The organism is Peribacillus sp. NPDC096379, from assembly GCF_044762875.1.
Taxonomy (GTDB): Bacteria; Bacillota; Bacilli; order Bacillales; family DSM-1321; genus Peribacillus.
The window spans coordinates 180,347-202,831 of record NZ_JBIWFD010000005.1; the positions used below are offsets into that span (position 1 = coordinate 180,347).

Genomic DNA, 22,485 nt, shown 5'->3' on the forward strand with positions numbered 1-22,485 from the left:
CTTAATCTGCTAAGGCAGTCTCTAAAATGATGTTGATGAAAATGAAAATTGCCAATTATCGAGGCGTTTTCCTATCCTCACATAATGGCTACTACATTAAAGTGGATGGAGTTGAATATCCACGTAATGTTGAGTGATAATAAAGTTGTTTAATATTACATGTGCAGGCGAAAAGACTAAATAAATATAAGACTTCATCAATCTACCGACCTAAGAAAGGATTTTTATTAATAACCAGTTTAAGGTAATTAGGGGAGTTTGTATGATATTTATAGAGTTAGATGCAATAGAATATAGAATTAATCAACTGAGAAAAGAATTGTTTCAGATTGCTAAAATAAGTGGATTAAATAGCCGTGAGACCATCTATTGCAGTCAGCAATTAGACCAACTCATCACGATCTATCAAAAATTTTCTTATAAAAAATAAAAATATGTTGTTGAATGGCAACAAAGTAGTTTGAATATTAACATTTTAAACAACTTTATTATCATTAGTTTTGGAATTTACTCTTCATGTTACGATCGAAATTAAACAACTTATTTTTTGTTTGATCTGAATTTAAAAGGGTTTTATGCGAGTTTAACGCTTCAAAATTAAATGACTTTATTGTTACTGTACACGTAAACTTCAAATATTTGATATCAATAGGAAAGAACCTAGAACATTTGAAGAAATCAAACGCGGCGTATCGTTTTATTTTTTATGATTTTCCATCTGTAAAATTTATAAGAAAAGGAGTTTTTTTATGAATAAAATAGTCCTTAGTTCTTTTCTCGATAATAGCAAGTTTACCAAATTTCACAAGTTGTTATTATTCATTTGTTTTTTCATCATTACTTTTTCAGGATACGAACTTTCTGTTTTTGGTTCAATTGTTCCAGTTGTTATAAAGGAATGGAATATTAGTTCAACACAAGTTGGATTTATCGGCAGTTCAGCGATGTTTGGGATGATGTTTGGAGCAATATCCTTAAGTTTTTTGGCTGACAAATTTGGTGTGAAAAAATTATTGATTGTTTCTATCTTCATTTTTAATTTTTTCATTGTCCTTGCAACTTTTACCGATAGTGGTTTAATGTTTGGGATTTGCCGATTTATGGCTGGTGTAGGAAGTGGCGGAGCGACACCTATTGTGATTTCACTTCTAACAGAATATTCCCCTAAAACAAGTAAAGCAAAAATGGTTGCATTTGCTATCTGTGGGAACCAAGTTGGAGGGATGCTTGCACCTTTCGTAGCGATGAATGTTATGCCACGATTTGGTTGGGAACCTGTTTTATGGTTATCAATTTTACCACTGATTTTAATTCCGATCTTTATAAAGATAATTCCAGAATCAGCGCAATTTTTAGCTAAAAACAATCAAAATGAAAAATTAGATAAGTTACTTTACAAAATTGACGAAAACTATAAAAAAACTTTAGAAATTACGGCACAATCAATGGAAACGACTAAAGTTCAAGAGAAAAAAGTGGAAAAACTACCTTATTTACAACTTTTCAGCAAAAGATTTTTTCTTGGAACAGTCTTAATTACTTTGATTTATATTTGTGGTTTACTGACAATAAATGGTGTGAATATTTGGTTGCCACAAGTGATGAATCAAAATGGTTATGCCCTTGGCTCAAGTTTAACATTTTCAATTGTTTTAAATCTAGGGACTTTGATTGGAACAATTCTATGGGCAATAAAAGTTGATAGAATTGGTTTCAAAATTTTAATGCCTGTGATTTATGTAATTGGAGCAATTAGTTTATTTGGAATGGGTGTTAAAGCTAACTTAATTGTTTTATACTTTTTTGTTGCTTTAATTGGGATGTTTGCTTTTTCAGCACATTCATTAATGAATACTTTTACTTCGCAATATTATCCTGCGGAAATCAGAACCACAGGTTTAGGATTTGCTAATTCTACAGGTAGAATTGGTGGAATGCTAGGTCCAATCGTAGGTGGTATGCTTTTAACAGCTAATGTATCAATCACAGTTTGGTTTCTTACTTTTGCTATTCCAGGGATTGTAGCAGCGTTGTCAATTACTATTATCAATCTTCAAACGAAATATTTCGAAAATAAAAGTGCTTTGAAAGTGAATGCAATTCCTACTGAACAATAAAAACTAAATAATATTTTTTGGCTCTTTGTCAACGAGTGTTGGTTAACAGAAATTCTATAGAAATCAGCCGGCAGTCAGGTGACCTTAGTCGCTTGGCTGCTTCTTTGTGTCTTTCGGAAATATTTTCAAGGTACATGAAAACCGTATTTTTGAAATTATGATAATTACGGAAACCATAAGCATCCTTTCGATTCCTCCACCTGTAAGACTTCGTCAATCAAACAGTAGAGGTTATTTTTGGGGCGGGCAAGCCTTTTTTTATGCAGTGATCTTCTTCACGAATTCTCTGTATATCTCTGTACTTTTATTTTGCAATAGACGGCCCATGAGTCAATTTGCTCTTTATAATCTCCTTTTTTGATAGTCCTCTGGTAGTTTTACTGTTCATCGTATAGGTTCTCATGCCAAATAGAAACTTTCCGTAACCATTCCATTGTTCAGTGCAATATTATCACTATAATAATTATGAAGGACAATAAATATATATTAAATTTTGCTGTTTTTTTTAGATTTTTTTCGACTTTTTCTTTTTCATCAAATAACAATTAGATTTTGGACATGATTCGCAAATAATTTAGAGGGGATATGTTATACAATATAGATTGAAAGCATTAACAAAAGTAAATCATTGAGCTTCTTATTAAGTAGTTTTTGTATAAAAATAAAATATGTAAGCGATTTATTTTTCTTTAATCATATAAAATAGGAAAGGATTTTAACTAATGGGAGAAAGAATAGTCGAACAAATCATTGGAATTTCTAAGGGTGAAGTTGTTCCGCTTGAAAAAGTCAATGATCCAATTTTTGCTGATGAAATCATGGGAAAAGGAATTGCGATTAAACCTGAAATTGGAGAAATTTATGCCCCTTTTGATGGCACAGTGGTCAGTGTGTTTCCTTCAAAACATGCTATATCATTGAAAAGCAATAATGGATGTGAGTTACTTATTCATATTGGGATAGACACCGTAAAGTTAAATGGTGTTTTTTTTGAGCCTATGGTAACAGAGAATGATTCTGTCCAATCAGGAGATCTCATAATGAAGTTTAATCTAAATGAAATCGAACAAAATGGTTATGATTCAGTAATTCCTATAGTAATATTAAACAGTTCTTCTTATGAAGTGATTGAATTCACTTGTGAAAATCATGCTTCTAAAGAAAAAGTATTAATTGGGTTAGAAAAGATTGAGGCAGAAAATCAGATAGAGAATTCAAATGAGCATATAAATATAGAAAATAGATTGGAGAGTTCGATTATTTCAGCGTTAGGCGGTGAAAAGAATATCCGATCGATGGGACATTGTGCAACAAGATTAAGAGTAACTCTTAACAATGACAAATTAGTTGATAGAGAGAGGCTAAAAAATATTTCTGGGGTTTTGGGGGTAGTAGACTCCATGGGAGGCCTACAAATTGTTATCGGAAATACGGTAAATAAGGTCTATCAAAATATACGAAATTTTTACAATGTGGGTGCCAATGATGATGCAAAAGAAAACGTTAAAGGATCTATAGTTAATAGAGTTCTAAATGTATTATCTGACATACTGAGTCCAACTGTGCCACTAATTATGGCTAGTGGGTTTGTCTCAGCGTTATTAGTTGTTCTTTCAAAAATCGGAATGAATCAAGAAAGTAGTACTTATACTATCTTAAGTACAGCTGCCAATGTAGTTTTTTATTTTTTACCAATATTGTTGGCTTACACTTCTTCCGTTAGGTTTAAATGTAATACTATTTATTCTTTATTCATTGGTGGGTTAATGCTTCATCCTAATATATTGGAATTAGTAAAAATTGGGGGAAACATAGATCTTTTTAAAATACCTATAACTCTAATTGATTATTCATCAAGCCTGATTCCTATTATTCTAAGCATTTGGGTTTTATCTTATGTAGAAAAATTTGCAGACAGGTATGTACCCGATGCCGCAAAATATGTTTTTAAACCTCTTCTTATAATATTAATTATGTTACCTATAACTCTGGGTATTACTGGACCAACGGGATTTCTTTTGGGTAAAGGATTAGGTAGTGTTTTATCAGTAATTTATAGCAATGCAAGTTGGCTAGCTATACTTTTAGTAGCTTCCTTAGCTCCATTACTTGTTATGACAGGTATGCATATTGCCTTAACACCAATATTAATTTTATCTAATTTTGAAAACCTTGGTTATGATAATTTATTATTAATTGCATTCATCGGTATGAATTTTTCTCAATTTGCAGTAGCTTTAGCTGTAATGCTTAAGACTAAGAAAAATAAGCTTCGACAATTGGCGGCTAACAGTGCATTTACTGCTTTTTTTAGTGGTATTACAGAACCGACGCTTTACGGGATAACTATTCGGTTGAAGAAACCTTTATATGCTACATTCATTGGATGTATAGCAAATGGTATTTTTTGCGCAATTGCTAATGTGAAAATATTTGCTTTTGCTCCGCCATCATTTTTTACATTACCAATTTTTATGAATCCAGATGGTACAAATACAAACTTTATTTTAGCATTGTGCAGTATAGGAATAACGATAGTAGTTACATTTCTAGCGACATGGATGTTTAGCTTTGATGACGCAGCATATGATAATTGAGAAAATTAAGGTTATTAGCTTCAAACCCTAATATGATAGTGTTTTAGCTTTAAGTAGAAAACATAAAATTTTATCGATAAAATTACAAGCTAGTAGAATAGTCAAGAATTAAAAAACTCTAATTAAATAATTTTTGGATATATTCAAGGAGAATCTAAATTGAAAAGAAAACTATTTGCCTTTGATATTGATGGAACACTATTGAATAGTCAGAAAGAAATACTCGATAGTACTGTAACATCTCTCGATAGCTTAAGAAAAAGTGGACATGTTGTAATGGTAGCGACGGGTAGAAGCCGTTTTCTCATTCAAGATATATTGGATAAATTAGAGCTTGAAAATTACGTTGTTTGCAATGGTTCTGCAGCTTTTATGAATCATCAGCAAGTCTATAAAAATACCCTTAATTCTAAGATATTACAAGAATTAATTAGCTCTTTGAATCAAAAGAAAATTGATATTGCGGTAACAAGCTTAGATGGAATACGTCGAACTTCCTCAATTAATGTTCCAAAGATGGATGAAGTAATGATCTCTCTTGGTGGCTCACTTCCAGAATACGATTTGAATTATGCAGATGAAAATGAAATCTATCAAGGATTGGCCTTCTTTGGTGAAGAAGTTGATAATAAGTTCGAAGCGGATTTTCCTGAATTCCGATTTGTTCGATGGCATGAATATTGCGTAGATGTCATTCCAAAAATGGGATCTAAAGCTGCCACTATAATTCAGCTTGCTGAGAAACTGAATATCTCCAGAAAAGATATCATTACTTTTGGTGATGGAAATAATGATTTAGAGATGTTGAAATTATCTGGGGTTGGAATAGCTATGGGAAATGCTAGTCAGCAAGTAAAACAAGTAGCTGATATAATTACTGATTCAAATGACAATGATGGGATATACCGAGCATTAAAAAATCTAGAAGTTTTATAATCGAAGCAATTTAAGAAGAACTCTGTCTGATTATTTCGGCAGAGTTCTTTTAAATTCATATATCAGGTAATTAATAAAAGATTAATATTTGACAGCAACAAATATATATCAGATTTTGTCTTTTTGCTAATTAAAAAGTTCTTGATTCTTTTAATTTACCAAATAACTAGTACATATTGGCCATAACTTACGAAGAATGTTTTTATCGTTGGATATATTATTAAGTAAAGGGAAAAGTCGATGAGTATTATCTCATCCCTATATTGATATTTCATGAAATTAAAAAGAAGGAAGGACAGAATATGAAACTAGGAATTGTAAGCGCAATTTTAGACCAAAGTAATTTTGAGGAAATGATAGATATTGTAGCCGAGAATGGATTAGACTGTGTAGAGGTTGCCTGTTGGCCGAAGGGAAAAGCTGAAAGACGTTATGCTGGAGTTTCTCATATTGATACAGTTAATTTGACGAAAGAAAAAGCAGAAGAAATATTATCATATTGTGGAGATAGAGGAGTTGAAATCTCGGCTTTAGCATACTATCCCAATCCTTTAGATGAAGATTTGGAGAAACGTCAAGAGGCGATTGATCATTTATACAGTCTAATTGATGCCTCAAAAATGCTTGAGGTAAATATGATTACTACCTTTATTGGACGCATGCAACATAAGACGATATCTGAAAACCTAAAAGAAGTTGAAACTGTTTGGAAGCCAATAGTGAAATATGCTGAAAAACAAAATGTCCGAATTGGAATTGAAAACTGCCCAATGTTATTTACGGAAGATGAATGGCCAGGAGGACAAAACATTATGACTACTCCTAATATTTGGCGACAAGTTTTTGAAATATTAAATAGTGATTTTATCGGTCTTAATTATGATCCATCTCATTTTATTTGGCAACAAATTGATTATATAAAACCGCTTTATCAATTTAAGGAAAAGATCTTTCATGTTCATTATAAGGATATTAAAGTGTTTCATGAAAAGCTTGCAGATGTAGGAGTAATGGCTACACCTTTGGAATATATGAGTCCAAAACTGCCAGGTTTAGGTGATGTTGATTGGGCTAAGTATGTTTCTACTTTAACGGATATTAGGTATAACGGATATACTTGTATTGAAATTGAAGATAAAGCTTTTGAGAAGGATTACGATGATGTAAAACGTTCAATTAAACAAAGTTCTCGTTATATGCGTAACTTTGTTGTTTAACTTATTAAGAGAGCGAAAATGTTTCGCTCTCTTATTATGGAGAAAATTGGGCTCGGTCTAGGATTCAGGAAAGCTTACAGCGAGGTATTAAAAAACTCTTCCGTGGTGCTAGAATATGTTTGGATCGCCAACCAACATAACAGTATTCGGAGGAGTTTTTATGTTAGAAGATACTAATAGTTTAAACAAAATAATTGTAGTGAAGAGGATTAAAGTAATATGTTAATTTTTATCCTTTTTGTGTTTTGACAAAAAAGATATGCTAATTTGTATTAAATTTTATCATTAAATCCCTTAATTATTAGGAAGAACATATCAAGATTCTTTCTTAAAATAGATTTATAAACTTTATAAATTTGTATTCATTTAATCATAAAGAAATGGAGTAAGAAACAATGCAACTAGGAATCATATCTGCTCCAGCTGTTGAAAATTTTAAGCGAGCTAAAGAAAAAGGTTTGGATTTTATAGAATTATGTATAAACGAAGGTAACAATGTAGAGGAGTTTTATCAATCTCGTAATGAATTATTTAATAATAAAAATAAATACGTTGTCAATGTGCAATCGATTGGTCGATGGAAATCACTGCGCATTGATGAAAAGGGCAAAGTGCTAGATGAGGAATTAGAGAAGTGTTTTCAATTAATTGATGTTGCAAGTGAGTTAGAATGTCCTAATTTTGTAAGCGGCTGTAATTATGTAGAGGAACTATCCTACTTTGAAAATTGTTCAGCAGCTATAGATTTAATTTCGCAATTAATTGACTATGCCAAACCTAAGGGAGTAAAGGTATCTTCATATAACTGTCGCAAAGTAAACTTTGTCCATAATCCTGTCGCTTGGAAATTAGTGCACGGACACTTGAATGAGTTAGGGATAAAATTTGATCCTTCCCATAGTCGATATTTTGGCGGAGATTATTTACAGGAGACGATGGATTGGGGTCACCGTTTTAACCATGTACACCTGAAGGGGTCGATGATTATCAATGGTGAACGAGTGGATGATCCCCCAGTTGGACTTGATCAAACTGATTGGAAAACATTTATTTCCTTACTAAGAGTGAAAGGTTATACAGGTGGATTAAGTATAGAGCCACATTCGCCGGTATGGAAGGGTGAATTAGGGGAACAAGGAATCGATTATACAATTTCTTACATGAGAGAATTATTGTTTTTGAAATAAGAATTGGAGAGAAATATTATGACTAATGAAAAACTGAGATATGGATTGATTGGTGCAGGTAGTAATGCAGTAAAAAAGCATGTAAGCAATTATACGAAACTTGATCATATTGAATTTGTCTCAGTATGTGATATTAATATTGAAAATGCAACTAAAGTTGCAAGAAAATACAACATAGAAAGTGTTTATAGTGATTATCGTGAAATGTTAAAGCATGAGAAGTTAGATATTGTCAGCATTTGTACACCAAATCATCTTCATGCAGACATTGCTGTTTATGCACTTTTAAATGGAGTGAATGTCCATTGTGAAAAACCATTAGCTATTAATGCAGCAGAGGCTCAAAGAATAGTAGATGCTAAAAATATATCTGGGAAAAAGGTAATGGTTGGGCTCAACAATAGATTTACAAACGAAATGGTGAAACTTAAACAATATATAGATGTAGGATTTTTCGGAGACATATATCATGCAAAAGCTGGCTGGAAAAGAAGAAGTGGTATTCCAGGCAGAGGTACATGGTTTACAAATCAAGCATTATCAGGTGGTGGTGTCATGATTGATTTAGGGGTGCATTTTCTTGATTTGCCACTATTTCTCCTTGGACTACCAGAACCTTCTTATATAACTGGTGCAACTTATCAAAATTTTGCTAACACGACTACACGAAATCGTAACGGTTATAAAGGAAATCCAGAAGGTATTTTTAATGTTGAGGATACAGCTGTTGGATTAATTGGATTTAAGAATGAAGCGACGATTAGTTTCGAATTTAGTTGGGCATCAAACATTGAGAAAGATGAAACTTTTGTAGAGATCTTTGGTACAAGAGGTGGGGCTAGCTATAAAAATGGAGAGTTAAAGCTGTTTTCCGAACACTTTGATACATGTATTGATATTATTCCTGATATAAATCCTAATATCACACTGAAGAATGAGTTTAAACATTTTACGAATTGTATATTAAATGAAGAGATACTGTACGCAACTGCAGAAGACGGGGTATACATGATGAATATTATTGATCATTTCTATAAAGCTGCCGATAGCAAAGCACCAGTTTTATTTGAGCATAAAGCTGTAGTGAATGTATAAAAAATAATGTTTCCTTCATTGGCAACTAATTTTAACGGATACCTTGTCGTAGTATCATTATGAAATCGTCAAATGCAACAAAAAAATAGAAAAGTGGGGTATCTCACCTGTATTTTTTTAATAAAGGCGGAGGATAACATGAAAAAATTAATTGGTGTTGATTTAGGTGGAACAACAGTAAAATTTGCTATTTTAACAGCAGAGGGAGAAGTACAACAAAAGTGGAGTATTAAAACGGATATTAAAAACGAAGGAAAGAATATTTTTCCTGACATTGTTAAATCCATTAATCACCGTCTTGAAATATACGGACTATCGGCTGATGATTTTTCTGGTATCGGGATGGGTTCTCCAGGATCAGTGAATATAGATAAAGGTACTGTAATTGGTGCGTATAATTTAAACTGGCGTACATTACAACCAGTAAAAGAACAAATCGAAGCGGGAACAGGAATTTCTTTTTACATTGACAATGATGCCAATGTTGCTGCCTTGGGAGAACAATGGAAAGGTGCAGGTGAAGGAAGTGGCAATGTTGTATTCGTGACACTTGGCACAGGTGTAGGTGGGGGAATTATTGCAGAAGGTAATTTAGTCCATGGTGTTTGTGCTGCAGGTGAAATCGGTCATATTAATGTTGATCCTACTGGCTACGAGTGTACTTGTGGTAACGTTGGATGTTTAGAGACAGTAGCAAGTGCAACGGGTATAGTTCGAATAGCAAGAGATCTTTCAGAAGAATATGCTGGTGATTCCAAATTAAAGTATCTGATTGATGATGGCCAAGAAGTGACTGCTAAAACAGTGTTTGATCAAGCAAAAACAGGGGATCAATTAGCTGAAATAGTAGTCGATAAGTTTTATTTTTATTTAGGTTTAGCTTGTAGTAATATCGCCAATGTATTACATCCTGAAACAATCGTCATTGGTGGTGGAGTATCTGCAGCTGGAGAGATGTTAATTAGTGGAGTCGAAAAGTATTTCAAAAAATATGCATTCCCACAGATAAAAACAAGCACAAAACTGAGACTAGCGCAGTTAGGAAATGATGCTGGGGTTATTGGTGCTGCCTCTTTGGTTAATATTTCCCGATAGCAAGTGAAAAAAGTTGTTGTTTCTGTGATAGAATGAGCTGATAATACGGTTTAATATTTTACTGAGTAGTTTTTTCTGCTCGGTATTCTTTTTTTTGTGGTTTTATTATGTTAAAACGGAAGGCTTATATATTTTAGAATGGGATACTGCAAGGATATTCTTTAATGTTGGTCTAACCTAGCTTATTATAATAATTGGTTAAAAATGATTAAAATTTCAAAAAAATCAAACGTCTAGGTGATGGTTGTGAGAACAATGGAAGAGACTCTTGATAATTTGAAAAAAGAATTACTAAGAATCGGATCAACAAGTCAAAGGGACTATGATTTGCTAAAGAGGAAGTGTCAAGTCTATAGTACTACTATTTGCCGTAGGTTAAAACTTAGTTGGCCCAGTGTAGTAGAACATACCGGTATAAAGTTCGGCTTAAACAATGGTAAAGATTCTTAGTGGTAAACAATTTCTTGAAAAATGAATATAGCAATCGAAACTCAAAATAAGACACTATTTAATGACAATGAATATAGATTGGATGTCTATCTACAGATAAACATTGATATTTGTGTAATGTTAAAAAAAGGTAACATAATTGTTTTACCGCACAAGAGTTTCCTAATATAAAATGCTAACATTTTGCTAACGCAATCTTGTGAAAAAGGGTTAATTCCCATTAAAGATATTACAGATAGAAATTAACCGAACCCTGATAAACTCGCACTTTTTGCACAAAACGTTAACGATATTACACACTTTCACCTTACGGGCGGCATGATGTAACCTAAACGATGTAGTGGAAAATTAAGTTTCACCTTCAAATTTAACCAAATATGTACAGCTAAGAATCTATGAATGATTTAATATTTATAATTGATATTATAAGGTCTTTTAGTTTTATCGTTCATAAAAGTACACTTTTGAGAACGAATTATTTTGTTTTAAATCAGCAGTCTTTCGTGTTCGTAAAACTAGAAAAAGTATTTAAGAACGTTCGTTTGTGCTTGCATACTTTTATGAACGTTTTTAGTAGAATAATAGGAAAAGGAATGAAAATGAGGTAGAAACAGATGGATATTCAAAGATCTATTAGCAGCAAGGATCAAAATAAGGGACGGCAACTTGAAGCAATGAAAGAATAGGAGATTGGTGAACGAGATGTTTTCATAGATAAACAAAGTGGTAAAGATTTTAATCGAATTCAATATCAGTTGCTTAAACGAATGGTGAGAAAAGGAGATGTGTTATACATCCATTTCTTAGATCGTTTTGACGGGAATAAGGAAGATATTCTAATGACATCACAAAAAATATTCAGGCGGATATCGTAGTTTTGGATATGCTATTGTTGGATACTACTCAATTTAATTTACAAATACGTGGTCTAACTCCACCGTCTTTAGACGGTATCAGCTTTTAGACTTAACCTTAAATGTCCATGCTTGTATAGTGATGCGAAAGTATGACCGGCGAATAAATGTTGTAATTTAACATAAACAGGTGATAATTATGATAATAAAATATATCCTCAATTCAGGAGATTTCTAATGAAAAAAGAGGCAAGATTATAATTTTAGGAAACATTTCTCAACAAAAGAGAATCAGAGATGAACATCATTTAAAAAAAAGATAAGTGGATCTGTTATAATTTCTGAAGGAGAGAAAAAAAGACAAGACGATAAAGTTCAAAAAAGGATGCGATAAAGTCAATGAGTCATTGACTTTAAAGTCATCCTTTTTTTGAAAACGTATTTCTACGTTATGGAAGTTCAGTTATTCTATTCTAGATTTGCGTGGCGTCCATACATTTTGTCGGAATCCATGCCTTTTTTCTCCATGAAGCGGAGAATAATAGAATCATAGAATAATAGCAGGCTTTGTTCGAACAGAGAGCCCATTGGTTGAATGGATTTATTCCCTGTATCGACACCGGACTTCGCTTGAGCAGGGATTTCAATGACGATATCTGCCAAATCACCAATGGTGGAGTTCGGAAAAATCGTTACTGCCGCTACTGTTGCACCGATGCTTCTTGCTTTCTCTGCCATGGCAACCAGGCTTTTCGTTTCACCAGATCCGGAGCCGATGATAAAGATATCGCCTTCTTCCAAATTAGGTGTCACGGTTTCGCCCACAATATAAGGGTCAAGCCCCATATGCATCATACGCATGACAAAACATCTAGCCATGAAGCCTGATCTGCCAGCTCCTGCCACAAATACTTTTTTTGCGCTCAGAATGCCGTTTACGAGTTGTTCGGCATCTTCATCGCGAACGAGCGCTGCTGTTCGTTGAAGTTCTTGCAAAACGAGTTCGGTATACTGAGTTGTTTGCATAATTAAACGGTCACCGCTTCTTTAATTAAGCGTTGCATTTCTTGTGCTACAGCCTTTTTATCATCTTGGTTAGCAATACCGCCACCTACAATGATAAGGTCAGGGTTTGATTTAAGAACTTCAGGAAGTGTTTCTAATTTAATACCACCTGCGATTGCAGTTTTTGCATTTTTCACAACGCCTTTAATTGTTTCAAGGTCCTTAAATGAGTTTTGACCTTTTGCTTGTAGGTCGTAACCTGTATGTACACAAATATAGTCTACGCCCATTGCGTCAACTTCTTGCGCACGTTTAGCAAGATCTTTTACAGCAATTAAATCAATAAGAATCTTTTTACCTTGTTTTTTTGCTTCTGCAACAGCGCCTTTGATAGACTCATCTTCAGCTACAGCTAGAATAGTGACGATATCAGCGCCATGTTCAGCTGCTTTTAAAACTTCATAACCTGCTGCATCCATTGTTTTCATGTCAGCTAAAACTTGTAATTGAGGGAATGCTTCCTTCATAGCTTTTACTGCTTGAAGACCTTCAATTTTAACAACCGGTGTACCAATTTCTACGATATCAATGAAATCTTTAACTTCTTCCACCAATTTAATTGCTTCTTCAGTATTTACTAGGTCTATCGCCAATTGTAGTTCCATGAATAACCCACTCCTTAATATAGTTTGTAAATAATTGCTACTAAAGATAGTATATATTCTAACTTTCAAAAAACAAAGTACGCACTTTTTTATCATATAGTGTTAAAAAATACACCATCAAAGTAAAATAGGTAGTATGTAGGAGGTTTTACTTTGATCGTGCGATGATAGGATTGAACTATATCCTCGTATTAATCAACATTCAAGACACGAGCAACAAAAAAACCGTGTGTAAGTTGCCACTAGGGTTCCGCACACGGTTATGAGACATTATTGACAAGTGTTTGTATGTGGTATTTTTGATAAAAAAACTGATTATTTAGAAAATTAAAATCCCATTATTAATCTAGTATATGATATTTATTGTGTTTTTACAGTATTGGTCGTTTCCATATACTCTTTCCCCCAGCTATACATAGCCTCCAAAATCGGCATTAAGCTTTTTCCTTGATCCGTAAGCGAGTATTCTACTTTGGGCGGGACGACAGCATAAACTTCACGATGCACGATGAAATTATCTTCCAATTCTCGCAATTGACTGACGAGCATTCTTGGAGAGATACCTGGCATGAGAGACCTCAGTTCATTAAATCGTTTCTTTTCTTCTTTGCCCAAATGCCATAAAATCAACATTTTCCATTTTCCCCCGATAACAGAAAGAGTTAATTCTTTTTCACAGTTATAAGACTTACCGCAAAGCTCTATCATGTTTGTCACCTCCAATCCGGACAAGATATAAACCCGTCAATAATCAGTTTAATCATTACTTACCAGTTCATTACTTCTGGATGAGGATAATACATTCTATACAGGTGGGAAAATGATAGAAGAAGGTGAACGGTTCATTAAGAATATCGGTGTCACAAATCATGCACAACCTGTTTGTTTTAGGAGATAGAGAATGTTATCGTTGGGCAAGTAATTTTTTTGCTTCAAACGAAAAATGATTAAAATGTTTAAGATAAATAAAATATTCTAGAACTTTTTATTGAAAACCCGTTAATTTCCTACTGATTCGCGTTAAACTACCTGCGATTAGCTAAAACAAACTATTTTCCCTATACAATTTATTTTAAGAAAAAGCCAAGGCTTTTAGGAAAGGCACTTGGCGAATTCTGTAGCATGACTAGCATGCAACAAAGAAAAGGCTATATAATTTGAATAGGTGAGTGTATTTATCACATAAGTTTACTGGACGATACACTACTAATCAACATGTACGAATTGTTAAATGGCAGCTGTATTAACTCCGTGCCGAATGGATTGAATGGCCTGACTACGATCTTGTTGATTATAAATGGCGGATCCAGCGACAAGAACATTGGCCCCTGCTTCGACGCAAAGTCTAGCTGTTTCCGGATTCACGCCACCATCCACCTCAATTTCAACATCCAAGTTTTTCTCCGCTACAAGGTCAGCAACTTCTCTGATCTTAGGTAGAACCGAGTGAATGAACGACTGCCCTCCAAAGCCTGGATTCACTGTCATCAGCAATACAAGGTCAACATCCTCAATCACATGATGAATCATGGAAACAGGTGTATGCGGATTTAAGACGATGCCAGCTTTTGCACCAGTTGATTTAATCAGTTGAATGGTGCGGTGTAGGTGTGGACACGCTTCTACATGTACAGAAATAATATCGGCCCCTGCTTTTGCGAACATTTCGATATATTGATCCGGATTTTCAATCATTAAATGTACATCTAACGGTAACTGAGTGACGGGTCTAATGGCATCGACGATTAGTGGTCCAATGGTTATATTCGGGACAAAATGACCATCCATCACATCGACGTGGATGTAATCAGCTCCCCCCCGTTCAACATCTTTTATGTCTTCTCCAAGCGTGGCAAAGTTAGCTGAAAGAATAGAAGGTGCAATTTTAATCATAATGAAATCCTCCGATTTTTTTAGTAGTAAAAAAACATTCATTTTCGCTAGAATGATGTCTGTTTCTCCCTGTTGAATTAGAAAATACTTCGATACTAGTGTGTTGACAAAAATAGATAGAGTCTGTTTAACAGTGTGGACTGGGGTAGTTCCCTAGCTCCTATACTATACTATCATTTTGTATTGGATGTATTAAATATCCCGGTTGAACTTATGCTTACATAAATATTTACATAAAGAAACTGTATTTTCCCGAATAATGGGATTTTCTTATAAAACATATTTTAATAAAGATTAAGCGTGAAAAGAAGACAAACAACAGAATCTTTTAAAAAAAATAATGGGATCAATCAAGTTTAGCCCAGCTTCACCTTTTGAAAAAGTACAATTTTGAAGAGCTTAATATTCAGAAAATTTAGTAAAAGGTATACTCCCCGATACTATATGTTAATAAAGTGCGTACTTACAGATGCAGAATATACGAGATATACTATGGCTGTACAGGTGGGAACTAAATTTAGAAACTGTGTAATGGATTGTTAGAATACTTAACCAGGAGGTGACCTGATGAATCAGTTGAACAATAATGTCATTCATGAAAAAGATATTCAGACACTAGCTATGGACTTTCTTACTGTCGCACAAAAAGCGGCTATCGCTTCTTATCCTTGGGTAGGAAAAGGAAACAAGATAGAAGCGGATGGAGCAGGAACTGAAGCTATGCGCAATCAAATGAATCTTATTGATATGAGTGGTTTGATTGTGATTGGTGAAGGTGAAATGGATGAAGCACCGATGCTTTATATTGGTGAGGAGCTTGGGACGAAGAATGGTCCCGAAGTAGACATTGCGGTTGATCCAGTTGAAGGGACTACGATGATGTCGAAGGGTCAAGATAATGCCTTAACCGTTATTGCCGTTTCCACTAAAGGCAGTTTATTACATGCTCCGGATATGTACATGCACAAGATCGCGGTAGGGCCAAAGGCGAAAGGTTCCATCAACATAGATGCAACGTTGACAGAAAATATGATATCAGTTGCTAAAGCGATAGGTAAAGACGTGAGTGAACTAACGGTTATGATCCAAGACAGACCACGTCATGATCATTTGATCAAACAAGTGCTTGATGCAGGAGCCAGAGTTAAGTTGTTTGCTGATGGGGATGTTACAGGTGCCATCGCTACTGCAATCGACGAAATAGATGTGGATATATTGGTAGGTATGGGTGGGGCTCCAGAGGGAGTTATTGCTGCGGTTGCCCTGAAGTGTATGGGAGGAGATTTCCAAGCAAAACTTGCTCCTCAAGAACCAGAAGAGTTTGAACGCTGTATTAAAATGGGAATAAAGGATCCCGAAAAATCCTTAACAATCGATGAAATTGTGAAATCTGAAGATTGTTTTTTTGTCGCAACAGGCATTACTGATGGCATTCTAATGAGAGGGATTAGAAATCGCAATGATGGTTTCATCCTTTCACATTCTTTTGTAGCAGTTGGCGGTAACGCGAAGAATTATCAATTTGTTGAAGCGTTTCACTAATAAATAAAAAAAGGGAGAGATTCATATGGCATTAGTATCGATGAAGGACATGTTAATCCAAGCAAAAGAAAAAGGGTATGCAGTAGGACAGTTTAATATTAATAACCTTGAGTTCACTCAAGCCATTCTATTCGCTGCAAAAGCAGAAAATTCACCGGTTATTCTTGGGGTATCTGAAGGGGCTGCTCGTTATATGGGCGGTTTTAAATTAATCGTTTCAATGGTCAAAGAATTAATTGAAGAATATGATGTAACGGTTCCTGTCGCGATCCATCTTGATCATGGCTCTAGCTTAGAAAAATGTGTACAAGCGATTCATGCTGGATTTACATCGGTTATGATCGATGGTTCTCATCATCCACTTGAAGAAAATATCGAGATCACTAAACGTGTCGTTCAAATCGCTCATGCAGTTGGTGTATCCGTTGAAGCGGAACTTGGTCGAATTGGTGGGCAAGAAGATGATCTTAGTGTTGATGCAGCAGATGCATTTTATGCGATCCCTGCAGAGTGTGATCAATTAGTTCGTGAAACAGGCGTAGACTGCTTTGCCCCTGCTTTAGGTTCTGTCCATGGGCCTTATAAAGGTGAGCCGAATCTTGGATTTGATCGTATGAAGGAAGTAATGGAACTGACGGGTGTACCTCTCGTACTTCATGGTGGAACAGGTATCCCAACAAAAGATATTAAAAAAGCGATCTCACTTGGATCAGCGAAAATTAATGTGAATACAGAAAGCCAAATCTCTTCTACTAGTGCTGTTCGAGCAGTGTTGAGTAATGATGATAAAGTATACGATCCTCGTAAATTCTTAGGACCAGCTCGCGATGCGATTCAAGAAACTGTACAAGGCAAAATGCGTGAATTTGGTTCATCAGGTCAAGCTTAATCCGTAAATCTATGAAAAGAAAGGGGAAAAAACATGATTGAACAAAAAGTAACTGTTGACCAATTGTCGATTAATACAATTAGAACCCTCTCCATCGATGCCATTGAAAAAGCTGGATCAGGCCACCCTGGTATGCCAATGGGGGCCGCTCCAATGGCTTATACACTTTGGTCACAGTTTATGAACTATAATCCAAGTAATCCGAAATGGTTTAATCGTGATCGTTTTACATTGTCAGCTGGCCACGGTTCGATGCTGTTATATAGTTTGTTACATTTAACGGGGCATGATTTATCCATGGAGGAGTTAAAACAATTCCGTCAATGGGGCAGTAAAACACCGGGACATCCTGAATACGGCCATACAGCAGGTGTAGATGCTACGACTGGACCACTTGGTCAAGGGATTTCGATGGCTGTTGGGATGGCGATGGCTGAAAGACATTTAGCTACTACGTACAATGTGGATGATTTGAATGTCATTGATCACTATACATATAGCATTTGTGGTGATGGTGATCTAATGGAGGGAGTCTCTGCAGAAGCAGCTTCATTAGCTGGTCATCTTCAGCTTGGCCGATTAATTGTCCTATATGATTCAAATGATATTTCACTAGATGGGGATCTGAATAAATCCTTTAGTGAAAGTGCTGAAGATCGTTTCAAAGCATATGGTTGGCAAGTACTTCGTGTTGAGGACGGAAATGATATTAAAGCAATAGCAGACGCTTTAAGTAAAGCAAAAGCTAATGAGAACCAACCCACTCTAATTGAAGTGAAAACAGTCATTGGTTATGGATCACCGAATAAAGGCGGTAAGTCTGATTCACATGGTGCACCGTTAGGTAAGGAAGAAATGAAGCTTGTAAAGGAACAATACGGCTGGAATTATGAAGAAGATTTTTATATTCCAGAAGAGGTAAAAGCGAATTTTGCTGAACTTAAAGAGGCATCCAATCAAAAAGAACAAGAGTGGAATGAATTATTCACTCGATACGAAAAACTGTATCCGGATGCTGCAAAAGAGTTAACCCTTGCAATAAATGGTGAACTTCCTGCCAATTGGGATGTGAATGTTCCCATTTACCGTGTAGGGGAAGACAAGCTTGCTACTCGTACTTCTAGCGGTGAAGTGTTAAATGGTCTTAATAAAAATGTTCCTCAGTTATTCGGAGGTTCTGCTGATTTATCCTCTTCAAATAAAACCTTATTAAAAGGGGAAACGGATTTTAGCGCTAGTAATTATGGTGGGCGAAATATCTGGTTTGGTGTTCGGGAGTTTGGTATGGGTGCTGCTCTCAATGGAATGGCACTGCACGGAGGAGTAAAAGTATTTGGAGCTACTTTCTTTGTCTTCTCCGATTATCTACGGCCGGCCATTCGTCTTTCAGCCTTAATGCAGGTTCCGGTTACGTATGTGTTTACACATGATAGTATTGCTGTAGGGGAAGATGGTCCAACCCACGAACCAATTGAACATTTAGCTTCTTTACGAGCAATGCCTGGACTTTCTACCATTCGTCCTGCTGACGGAAATGAAACGGCGGCTGCTTGGAAGCTTGCCCTAGAAAGTAAAGATCAACCAACGGCTCTTATTCTTACACGTCAAGACTTACCAACCCTAGCTGATTCTGAAAAAGCGTATGCCGGTGTTAGCAATGGTGGATATGTCATTTCAGAAGCAAAAGGGGATGTTGCAGGCTTGTTATTGGCTTCTGGTTCTGAAGTTTCCTTGGCAGTTGAAGCACAAGAGGTGTTGGCAGAAGAAGGAATATATGTGTCTGTTATTAGTATGCCATGTTGGGACCGTTTTGAAAAACAAACGACTGCATACAAAGAAACAGTGATTCCGAAACATGTAAAGGCACGTTTGGGCATTGAAATGGGTGCATCAATTGGCTGGAGCAAATATGTTGGCGATAGTGGAGATGTATTAGCTATTGATCAATTTGGCGCTTCAGCACCTTATGACAAGATTATTGAGGCATACGGTTTTACCGTTGAAAATGTCGTCGCTCGCTTTAAAAGATTACTGTAAACATGATGAAATCTATGAAAATCGAGGCAATTAGCAAAATCAGTTAATCGATTATGATCTGAATGAACGAAAAAGAGCCCAACTAGACGAAAGTTACGGCTCAGAATTCAAATTCAAATGGCTTGTTTTTATAATAAGCTGGTATGGATTTTGGGCAGATTTCACCAATAGGTGAACCTGCCCTTTTTTAACCATACTATTCATTTCATTGAAAAAAAGGTAGAGCGATTATAATGATTACTTATTTTAAAGTTTTGGTCCATTAAGGTAAGTGTAGGAGAATTATAGTCGTCTCTCAGAATAAATATAGATAATAACAGGAATTCCATTAGCCTGTCTACTTTCTATCTATACAAGTAGGAGAAGCATTTGTACGTCAAGATGAAATAAATCTTATTCACCACTATACGAGGCGTCTATATGTTGGCACATCATGATGCCGTAAAGATGGAGGAAATGAGCGATGAATAAAATTGCCATATTAACGAGTGGCGGAGATGCGCCAGGTATGAATACTGCTATTCGGGCAGTCGTTAGAAGAGGAATTTTTAAAGGTTTGGAAGTTTATGGGGTGCAAAACGGCTACAAAGGGTTAATCGCTGGGAATTTTACGCCGATGGACTTTAAAAGTGTCGGTGATATCCTGCATCGAGGAGGCACGATTTTACAAAGTACACGATGTGACGAATTCAAGACAGCAGAAGGTCAGAACACAGCGATTGCACAAATGGAAAGTGCAGGGATCTCTGGTTTGATTGTCATCGGTGGAGATGGTTCATTTCAAGGGGCAAGTAAACTAAATGCCCAAGGCTTTGCTACGATTGGTATTCCAGGCACGATTGATAATGACATTGCAGGAACGGACTATACAATTGGATTCGATACAGCTGTCAATACAGCTGTGGATGCTATTGATAAAATTCGTGATACGGCTTCTTCTCATGAACGCACGTATGTAATTGAGGTCATGGGTAGAAATGCAGGGGACATTGCATTATGGGCAGGTATGTGTGCTGGAGCAGAGTCTATTATCATACCAGAAGCGATTGATGACGTAGAAGATGTGATTGATCGTGTTCAACGGGGAGCGGCGCGTGGGAAAATCCATAGCATTATCGTAGTAGCGGAGGGTGTAGGAAAAGGTCACGAAATTGGTAAAGTAATTGAAGAAAGAACCGGATTTGAAACAAAAGTGACCATTCTCGGTCATTTTCAACGGGGAGGTTCACCTAGCGCTTACGATCGGATGATGAGTACGCAAATGGGAGCAAAAGCTGTGGATCTCTTTGTAGAGGGCGTTTCAGGCGTAATGGTAGGATTAAGGGATGGAAAACTCGTTCATACATCATTTGAAGAAGCACTAGAGCATAAGCGTATGATTGATATGGATACGTACCATTTAGCAAGAAGTCTGTCTATATAAAGAGAGCGATATGAGAGATTATTAGCGTGAACTAGTAGAACCAGCAGGATGAAGAGCTATGTTGTGAAGGACTTAGATAAGGATCAAAGGGAGGAAAAAGACATGAAGGTAGCCATTGCTTCAGATCATGGGGGAGTAAATATTCGCCAAGAAATTATCAATTTAATGAAAGAAATGAACATTGAATACGAGGACTTAGGCTGTGAGTGCAGTACATCGGTTGACTATCCAGACTATGCTGTTCCAGTTGCTGAAAAAGTAGCAAGCGGTGAAGTGGATCGAGGGATTTTGATTTGTGGGACAGGGATTGGCATGAGTATTGCGGCAAATAAAGTAAAGGGAATTCGATGTGCATTAGTGCATGATATGTTTAGCGCTAAAGCAACAAGGGAGCATAATGATACCAATATGTTAGCGATGGGAGAACGTGTCATCGGTCCGGGATTAGCTCGAGCAATTGCCGAAATCTGGTTAACGACCCCTTTTGAAGGAGGCAGACACGAAAGTCGCGTCTGTAAAATAACCGAGTATGAAAACGCTCTTGGATAATAAACCGAGAATATTAGAAGGGTGAGTATATGATTAAAGCATTTCAATGAATGGATCAGACTGCTGAGCTTCGTTTTAGCAGTCTTTGTTTCTTTGGAAGAAGAACAGAGGAATGTAAAGAAAGTATCCTTTAACACACTATGTAAAAATAAAGTGTGTACTTGTTTAGATGGCTCATTTGCGTAATAATTAAATTAAGGAAACGCTTACAAAGAGTTTAGGGAACAACGGACTTAAAAGTAGAAATGGTATTTATAGATTCAGGGGGCATTAGTTATTACTCGTAAAGAGTATCACTACAAAGTTTTATTGGTAATATTTGTATAATATGAGAATGGGTACAAGTAGTCTATAAAAAAGGTGGGAGAAACATGTCAAATTCTATAGCGCAAGGTTCGATTATTTGTAAACATTGTGGAGAGCTCATTGACACGATGCCTACAGAAAAAGTGACTGTCTACTATTCAGAGTGTAAGCAAGAACAGTGTGAAAGCCGTGAATTACTAGAGGATTAAGAACAGAATCTGTTTTGCTTAAACCGCTAAAAAACTCTATGAAAATCAAATTACTTAGATTAAGTCGATTTCCTGAAATGTGAAGGAAATCGACTTTTTATTTTTTCATTATGCAAGAAGGAAAGTGCGGGCACAGATAAAGCATGGAGGCTTGAAAAAACGATTATTTCACCTGTTTGTTCATGATGCACAATAATTAGTTTTTTTCGAAAAAATATTAAGCAACATTACACAATTGCTACACATACTGAATGACTGTAAGATACAGATATAGAGTAAATATTCCCAATACTTACAATTTATAAACGTTTTTTTGCAAGTTAGTAAAATAGCGGTTTGTGAAGTGAAAGCGCTTTTATATGAATTCACATTTATTTTGTGAAAATAGGTTTTCACTTATGAAGGAGTAGGTAAAATTC

General features: G+C 35.6%; 19 protein-coding genes and 1 pseudogene. 16 read left to right on the forward strand and 4 right to left on the reverse strand.

Annotated features, from left to right (window positions below):
• Nucleotides 1-35 precede the first annotated feature (35 nt).
• The 10 genes and pseudogenes from ACIQZI_RS20365 to ACIQZI_RS20410 form a co-directional block, all read left to right on the forward strand.
• The gene (locus tag ACIQZI_RS20365; protein ID WP_403076630.1) at nt 36-137 is read left to right on the forward strand and encodes a C-glycoside deglycosidase beta subunit domain-containing protein; all 102 of its coding nucleotides are present in this window, start codon (nt 36-38) and stop codon (nt 135-137) included.
• A gap of 125 nt (nt 138-262) precedes the next feature.
• On the forward strand, nt 263-430 hold the full coding sequence (locus tag ACIQZI_RS20370) for a Spo0E family sporulation regulatory protein-aspartic acid phosphatase (RefSeq protein WP_403076633.1): 168 nt from the start codon (nt 263-265) through the stop codon (nt 428-430).
• Between the two features lie 319 nt (nt 431-749).
• The gene (locus tag ACIQZI_RS20375; RefSeq protein WP_403076636.1) at nt 750-2,117 is read left to right on the forward strand and encodes an MFS transporter; all 1,368 of its coding nucleotides are present in this window, start codon (nt 750-752) and stop codon (nt 2,115-2,117) included.
• A 722-nt stretch (nt 2,118-2,839) separates the two neighbouring features.
• Nucleotides 2,840-4,714 carry a PTS sugar transporter subunit IIABC gene (locus ACIQZI_RS20380; protein WP_403076639.1) on the forward strand — a complete coding sequence of 625 codons (1,875 nt, stop codon included), beginning with the start codon at nt 2,840-2,842 and terminating at the stop codon, nt 4,712-4,714.
• A 159-nt stretch (nt 4,715-4,873) separates the two neighbouring features.
• A complete protein-coding gene (locus ACIQZI_RS20385; RefSeq protein WP_403076642.1) occupies nt 4,874-5,650 on the forward strand; it encodes a Cof-type HAD-IIB family hydrolase in 777 nt (258 codons plus the stop codon).
• Between the two features lie 302 nt (nt 5,651-5,952).
• Entirely contained in the window at nt 5,953-6,867 is a 915-nt protein-coding gene (locus ACIQZI_RS20390) for a sugar phosphate isomerase/epimerase family protein (RefSeq protein WP_403076645.1), read from the forward strand.
• Nucleotides 6,868-7,262: 395 nt separating this feature from the next.
• Nucleotides 7,263-8,054, forward strand: coding sequence for a sugar phosphate isomerase/epimerase family protein (locus tag ACIQZI_RS20395; protein ID WP_403076647.1), 792 nt, complete (start codon nt 7,263-7,265; stop codon nt 8,052-8,054).
• Between the two features lie 18 nt (nt 8,055-8,072).
• Entirely contained in the window at nt 8,073-9,149 is a 1,077-nt protein-coding gene (locus ACIQZI_RS20400) for a Gfo/Idh/MocA family protein (RefSeq protein WP_403076651.1), read from the forward strand.
• Between the two features lie 138 nt (nt 9,150-9,287).
• Entirely contained in the window at nt 9,288-10,244 is a 957-nt protein-coding gene (locus ACIQZI_RS20405; RefSeq protein ID WP_403076654.1) for an ROK family glucokinase, read from the forward strand.
• A gap of 1,139 nt (nt 10,245-11,383) precedes the next feature.
• Nucleotides 11,384-11,604 (forward strand): annotated as a pseudogene (locus ACIQZI_RS20410) (recombinase family protein); the annotation flags it as partial.
• Between the two features lie 412 nt (nt 11,605-12,016).
• Here the strand turns inward: ACIQZI_RS20410 and hxlB are convergent.
• The 4 genes from hxlB to rpe form a co-directional block, all read right to left on the reverse strand.
• Complete coding sequence (hxlB, locus tag ACIQZI_RS20415) at nt 12,017-12,574, reverse strand: 6-phospho-3-hexuloisomerase (protein ID WP_049683920.1); 558 nt, start codon at nt 12,572-12,574, stop codon at nt 12,017-12,019.
• Nucleotides 12,575-12,576: 2 nt separating this feature from the next.
• A complete protein-coding gene (gene hxlA / locus ACIQZI_RS20420) occupies nt 12,577-13,218 on the reverse strand; it encodes a 3-hexulose-6-phosphate synthase (protein WP_403076658.1) in 642 nt (213 codons plus the stop codon).
• A 360-nt stretch (nt 13,219-13,578) separates the two neighbouring features.
• Entirely contained in the window at nt 13,579-13,926 is a 348-nt protein-coding gene (locus tag ACIQZI_RS20425) for a winged helix-turn-helix transcriptional regulator (protein WP_403076660.1), read from the reverse strand.
• A gap of 519 nt (nt 13,927-14,445) precedes the next feature.
• Complete coding sequence (gene rpe, locus ACIQZI_RS20430; RefSeq protein ID WP_403076663.1) at nt 14,446-15,111, reverse strand: ribulose-phosphate 3-epimerase; 666 nt, start codon at nt 15,109-15,111, stop codon at nt 14,446-14,448.
• 567 nt (nt 15,112-15,678) lie between these two features.
• On the opposite strand from rpe, the gene glpX reads away from it, so the two are divergent.
• The 6 genes from glpX to ACIQZI_RS20460 all read left to right on the forward strand — a co-directional run bounded on the left by glpX (nt 15,679) and on the right by ACIQZI_RS20460 (nt 22,066).
• The gene (gene glpX / locus ACIQZI_RS20435; RefSeq protein ID WP_403076666.1) at nt 15,679-16,653 is read left to right on the forward strand and encodes a class II fructose-bisphosphatase; all 975 of its coding nucleotides are present in this window, start codon (nt 15,679-15,681) and stop codon (nt 16,651-16,653) included.
• Between the two features lie 25 nt (nt 16,654-16,678).
• Nucleotides 16,679-17,542 carry a class II fructose-1,6-bisphosphate aldolase gene (fba, locus tag ACIQZI_RS20440; protein WP_403076669.1) on the forward strand — a complete coding sequence of 288 codons (864 nt, stop codon included), beginning with the start codon at nt 16,679-16,681 and terminating at the stop codon, nt 17,540-17,542.
• A gap of 33 nt (nt 17,543-17,575) precedes the next feature.
• Nucleotides 17,576-19,579 carry a transketolase gene (gene tkt / locus ACIQZI_RS20445; protein ID WP_403076671.1) on the forward strand — a complete coding sequence of 668 codons (2,004 nt, stop codon included), beginning with the start codon at nt 17,576-17,578 and terminating at the stop codon, nt 19,577-19,579.
• 463 nt (nt 19,580-20,042) lie between these two features.
• Nucleotides 20,043-21,002 (forward strand): 6-phosphofructokinase, encoded by a 960-nt coding sequence (pfkA, locus tag ACIQZI_RS20450; protein ID WP_403076674.1) that lies wholly within the window; start codon nt 20,043-20,045, stop codon nt 21,000-21,002.
• A 102-nt stretch (nt 21,003-21,104) separates the two neighbouring features.
• Nucleotides 21,105-21,551: a ribose 5-phosphate isomerase B gene (rpiB, locus tag ACIQZI_RS20455; protein WP_062187877.1), complete on the forward strand. Its 447-nt coding sequence runs from the start codon at nt 21,105-21,107 to the stop codon at nt 21,549-21,551.
• A 371-nt stretch (nt 21,552-21,922) separates the two neighbouring features.
• Nucleotides 21,923-22,066, forward strand: coding sequence for a GapA-binding peptide SR1P (locus ACIQZI_RS20460; RefSeq protein WP_403076677.1), 144 nt, complete (start codon nt 21,923-21,925; stop codon nt 22,064-22,066).
• The last annotated feature ends 419 nt before the right edge of the window (nt 22,067-22,485 follow it).

Bases quoted from the DNA above. Each gene is read 5' to 3' on its own strand.
- ACIQZI_RS20365 (WP_403076630.1), top strand. From the start codon at position 36: ATGAAAATGAAAATTGCCAATTATCGAGGCGTTTTCCTATCCTCACAT.
- ACIQZI_RS20370 (WP_403076633.1), top strand. From the start codon at position 263: ATGATATTTATAGAGTTAGATGCAATAGAATATAGAATTAATCAACTG.
- ACIQZI_RS20375 (WP_403076636.1), top strand. From the start codon at position 750: ATGAATAAAATAGTCCTTAGTTCTTTTCTCGATAATAGCAAGTTTACC.
- ACIQZI_RS20380 (WP_403076639.1), top strand. From the start codon at position 2,840: ATGGGAGAAAGAATAGTCGAACAAATCATTGGAATTTCTAAGGGTGAA.
- ACIQZI_RS20390 (WP_403076645.1), top strand. From the start codon at position 5,953: ATGAAACTAGGAATTGTAAGCGCAATTTTAGACCAAAGTAATTTTGAG.
- ACIQZI_RS20395 (WP_403076647.1), top strand. From the start codon at position 7,263: ATGCAACTAGGAATCATATCTGCTCCAGCTGTTGAAAATTTTAAGCGA.
- ACIQZI_RS20400 (WP_403076651.1), top strand. From the start codon at position 8,073: ATGACTAATGAAAAACTGAGATATGGATTGATTGGTGCAGGTAGTAAT.
- ACIQZI_RS20405 (WP_403076654.1), top strand. From the start codon at position 9,288: ATGAAAAAATTAATTGGTGTTGATTTAGGTGGAACAACAGTAAAATTT.
- hxlB (WP_049683920.1), bottom strand. From the start codon at position 12,574: ATGCAAACAACTCAGTATACCGAACTCGTTTTGCAAGAACTTCAACGA.
- hxlA (WP_403076658.1), bottom strand. From the start codon at position 13,218: ATGGAACTACAATTGGCGATAGACCTAGTAAATACTGAAGAAGCAATT.
- ACIQZI_RS20425 (WP_403076660.1), bottom strand. From the start codon at position 13,926: ATGATAGAGCTTTGCGGTAAGTCTTATAACTGTGAAAAAGAATTAACT.
- rpe (WP_403076663.1), bottom strand. From the start codon at position 15,111: ATGATTAAAATTGCACCTTCTATTCTTTCAGCTAACTTTGCCACGCTT.
- glpX (WP_403076666.1), top strand. From the start codon at position 15,679: ATGAATCAGTTGAACAATAATGTCATTCATGAAAAAGATATTCAGACA.
- fba (WP_403076669.1), top strand. From the start codon at position 16,679: ATGGCATTAGTATCGATGAAGGACATGTTAATCCAAGCAAAAGAAAAA.
- tkt (WP_403076671.1), top strand. From the start codon at position 17,576: ATGATTGAACAAAAAGTAACTGTTGACCAATTGTCGATTAATACAATT.
- pfkA (WP_403076674.1), top strand. From the start codon at position 20,043: ATGAATAAAATTGCCATATTAACGAGTGGCGGAGATGCGCCAGGTATG.
- rpiB (WP_062187877.1), top strand. From the start codon at position 21,105: ATGAAGGTAGCCATTGCTTCAGATCATGGGGGAGTAAATATTCGCCAA.
- ACIQZI_RS20460 (WP_403076677.1), top strand. From the start codon at position 21,923: ATGTCAAATTCTATAGCGCAAGGTTCGATTATTTGTAAACATTGTGGA.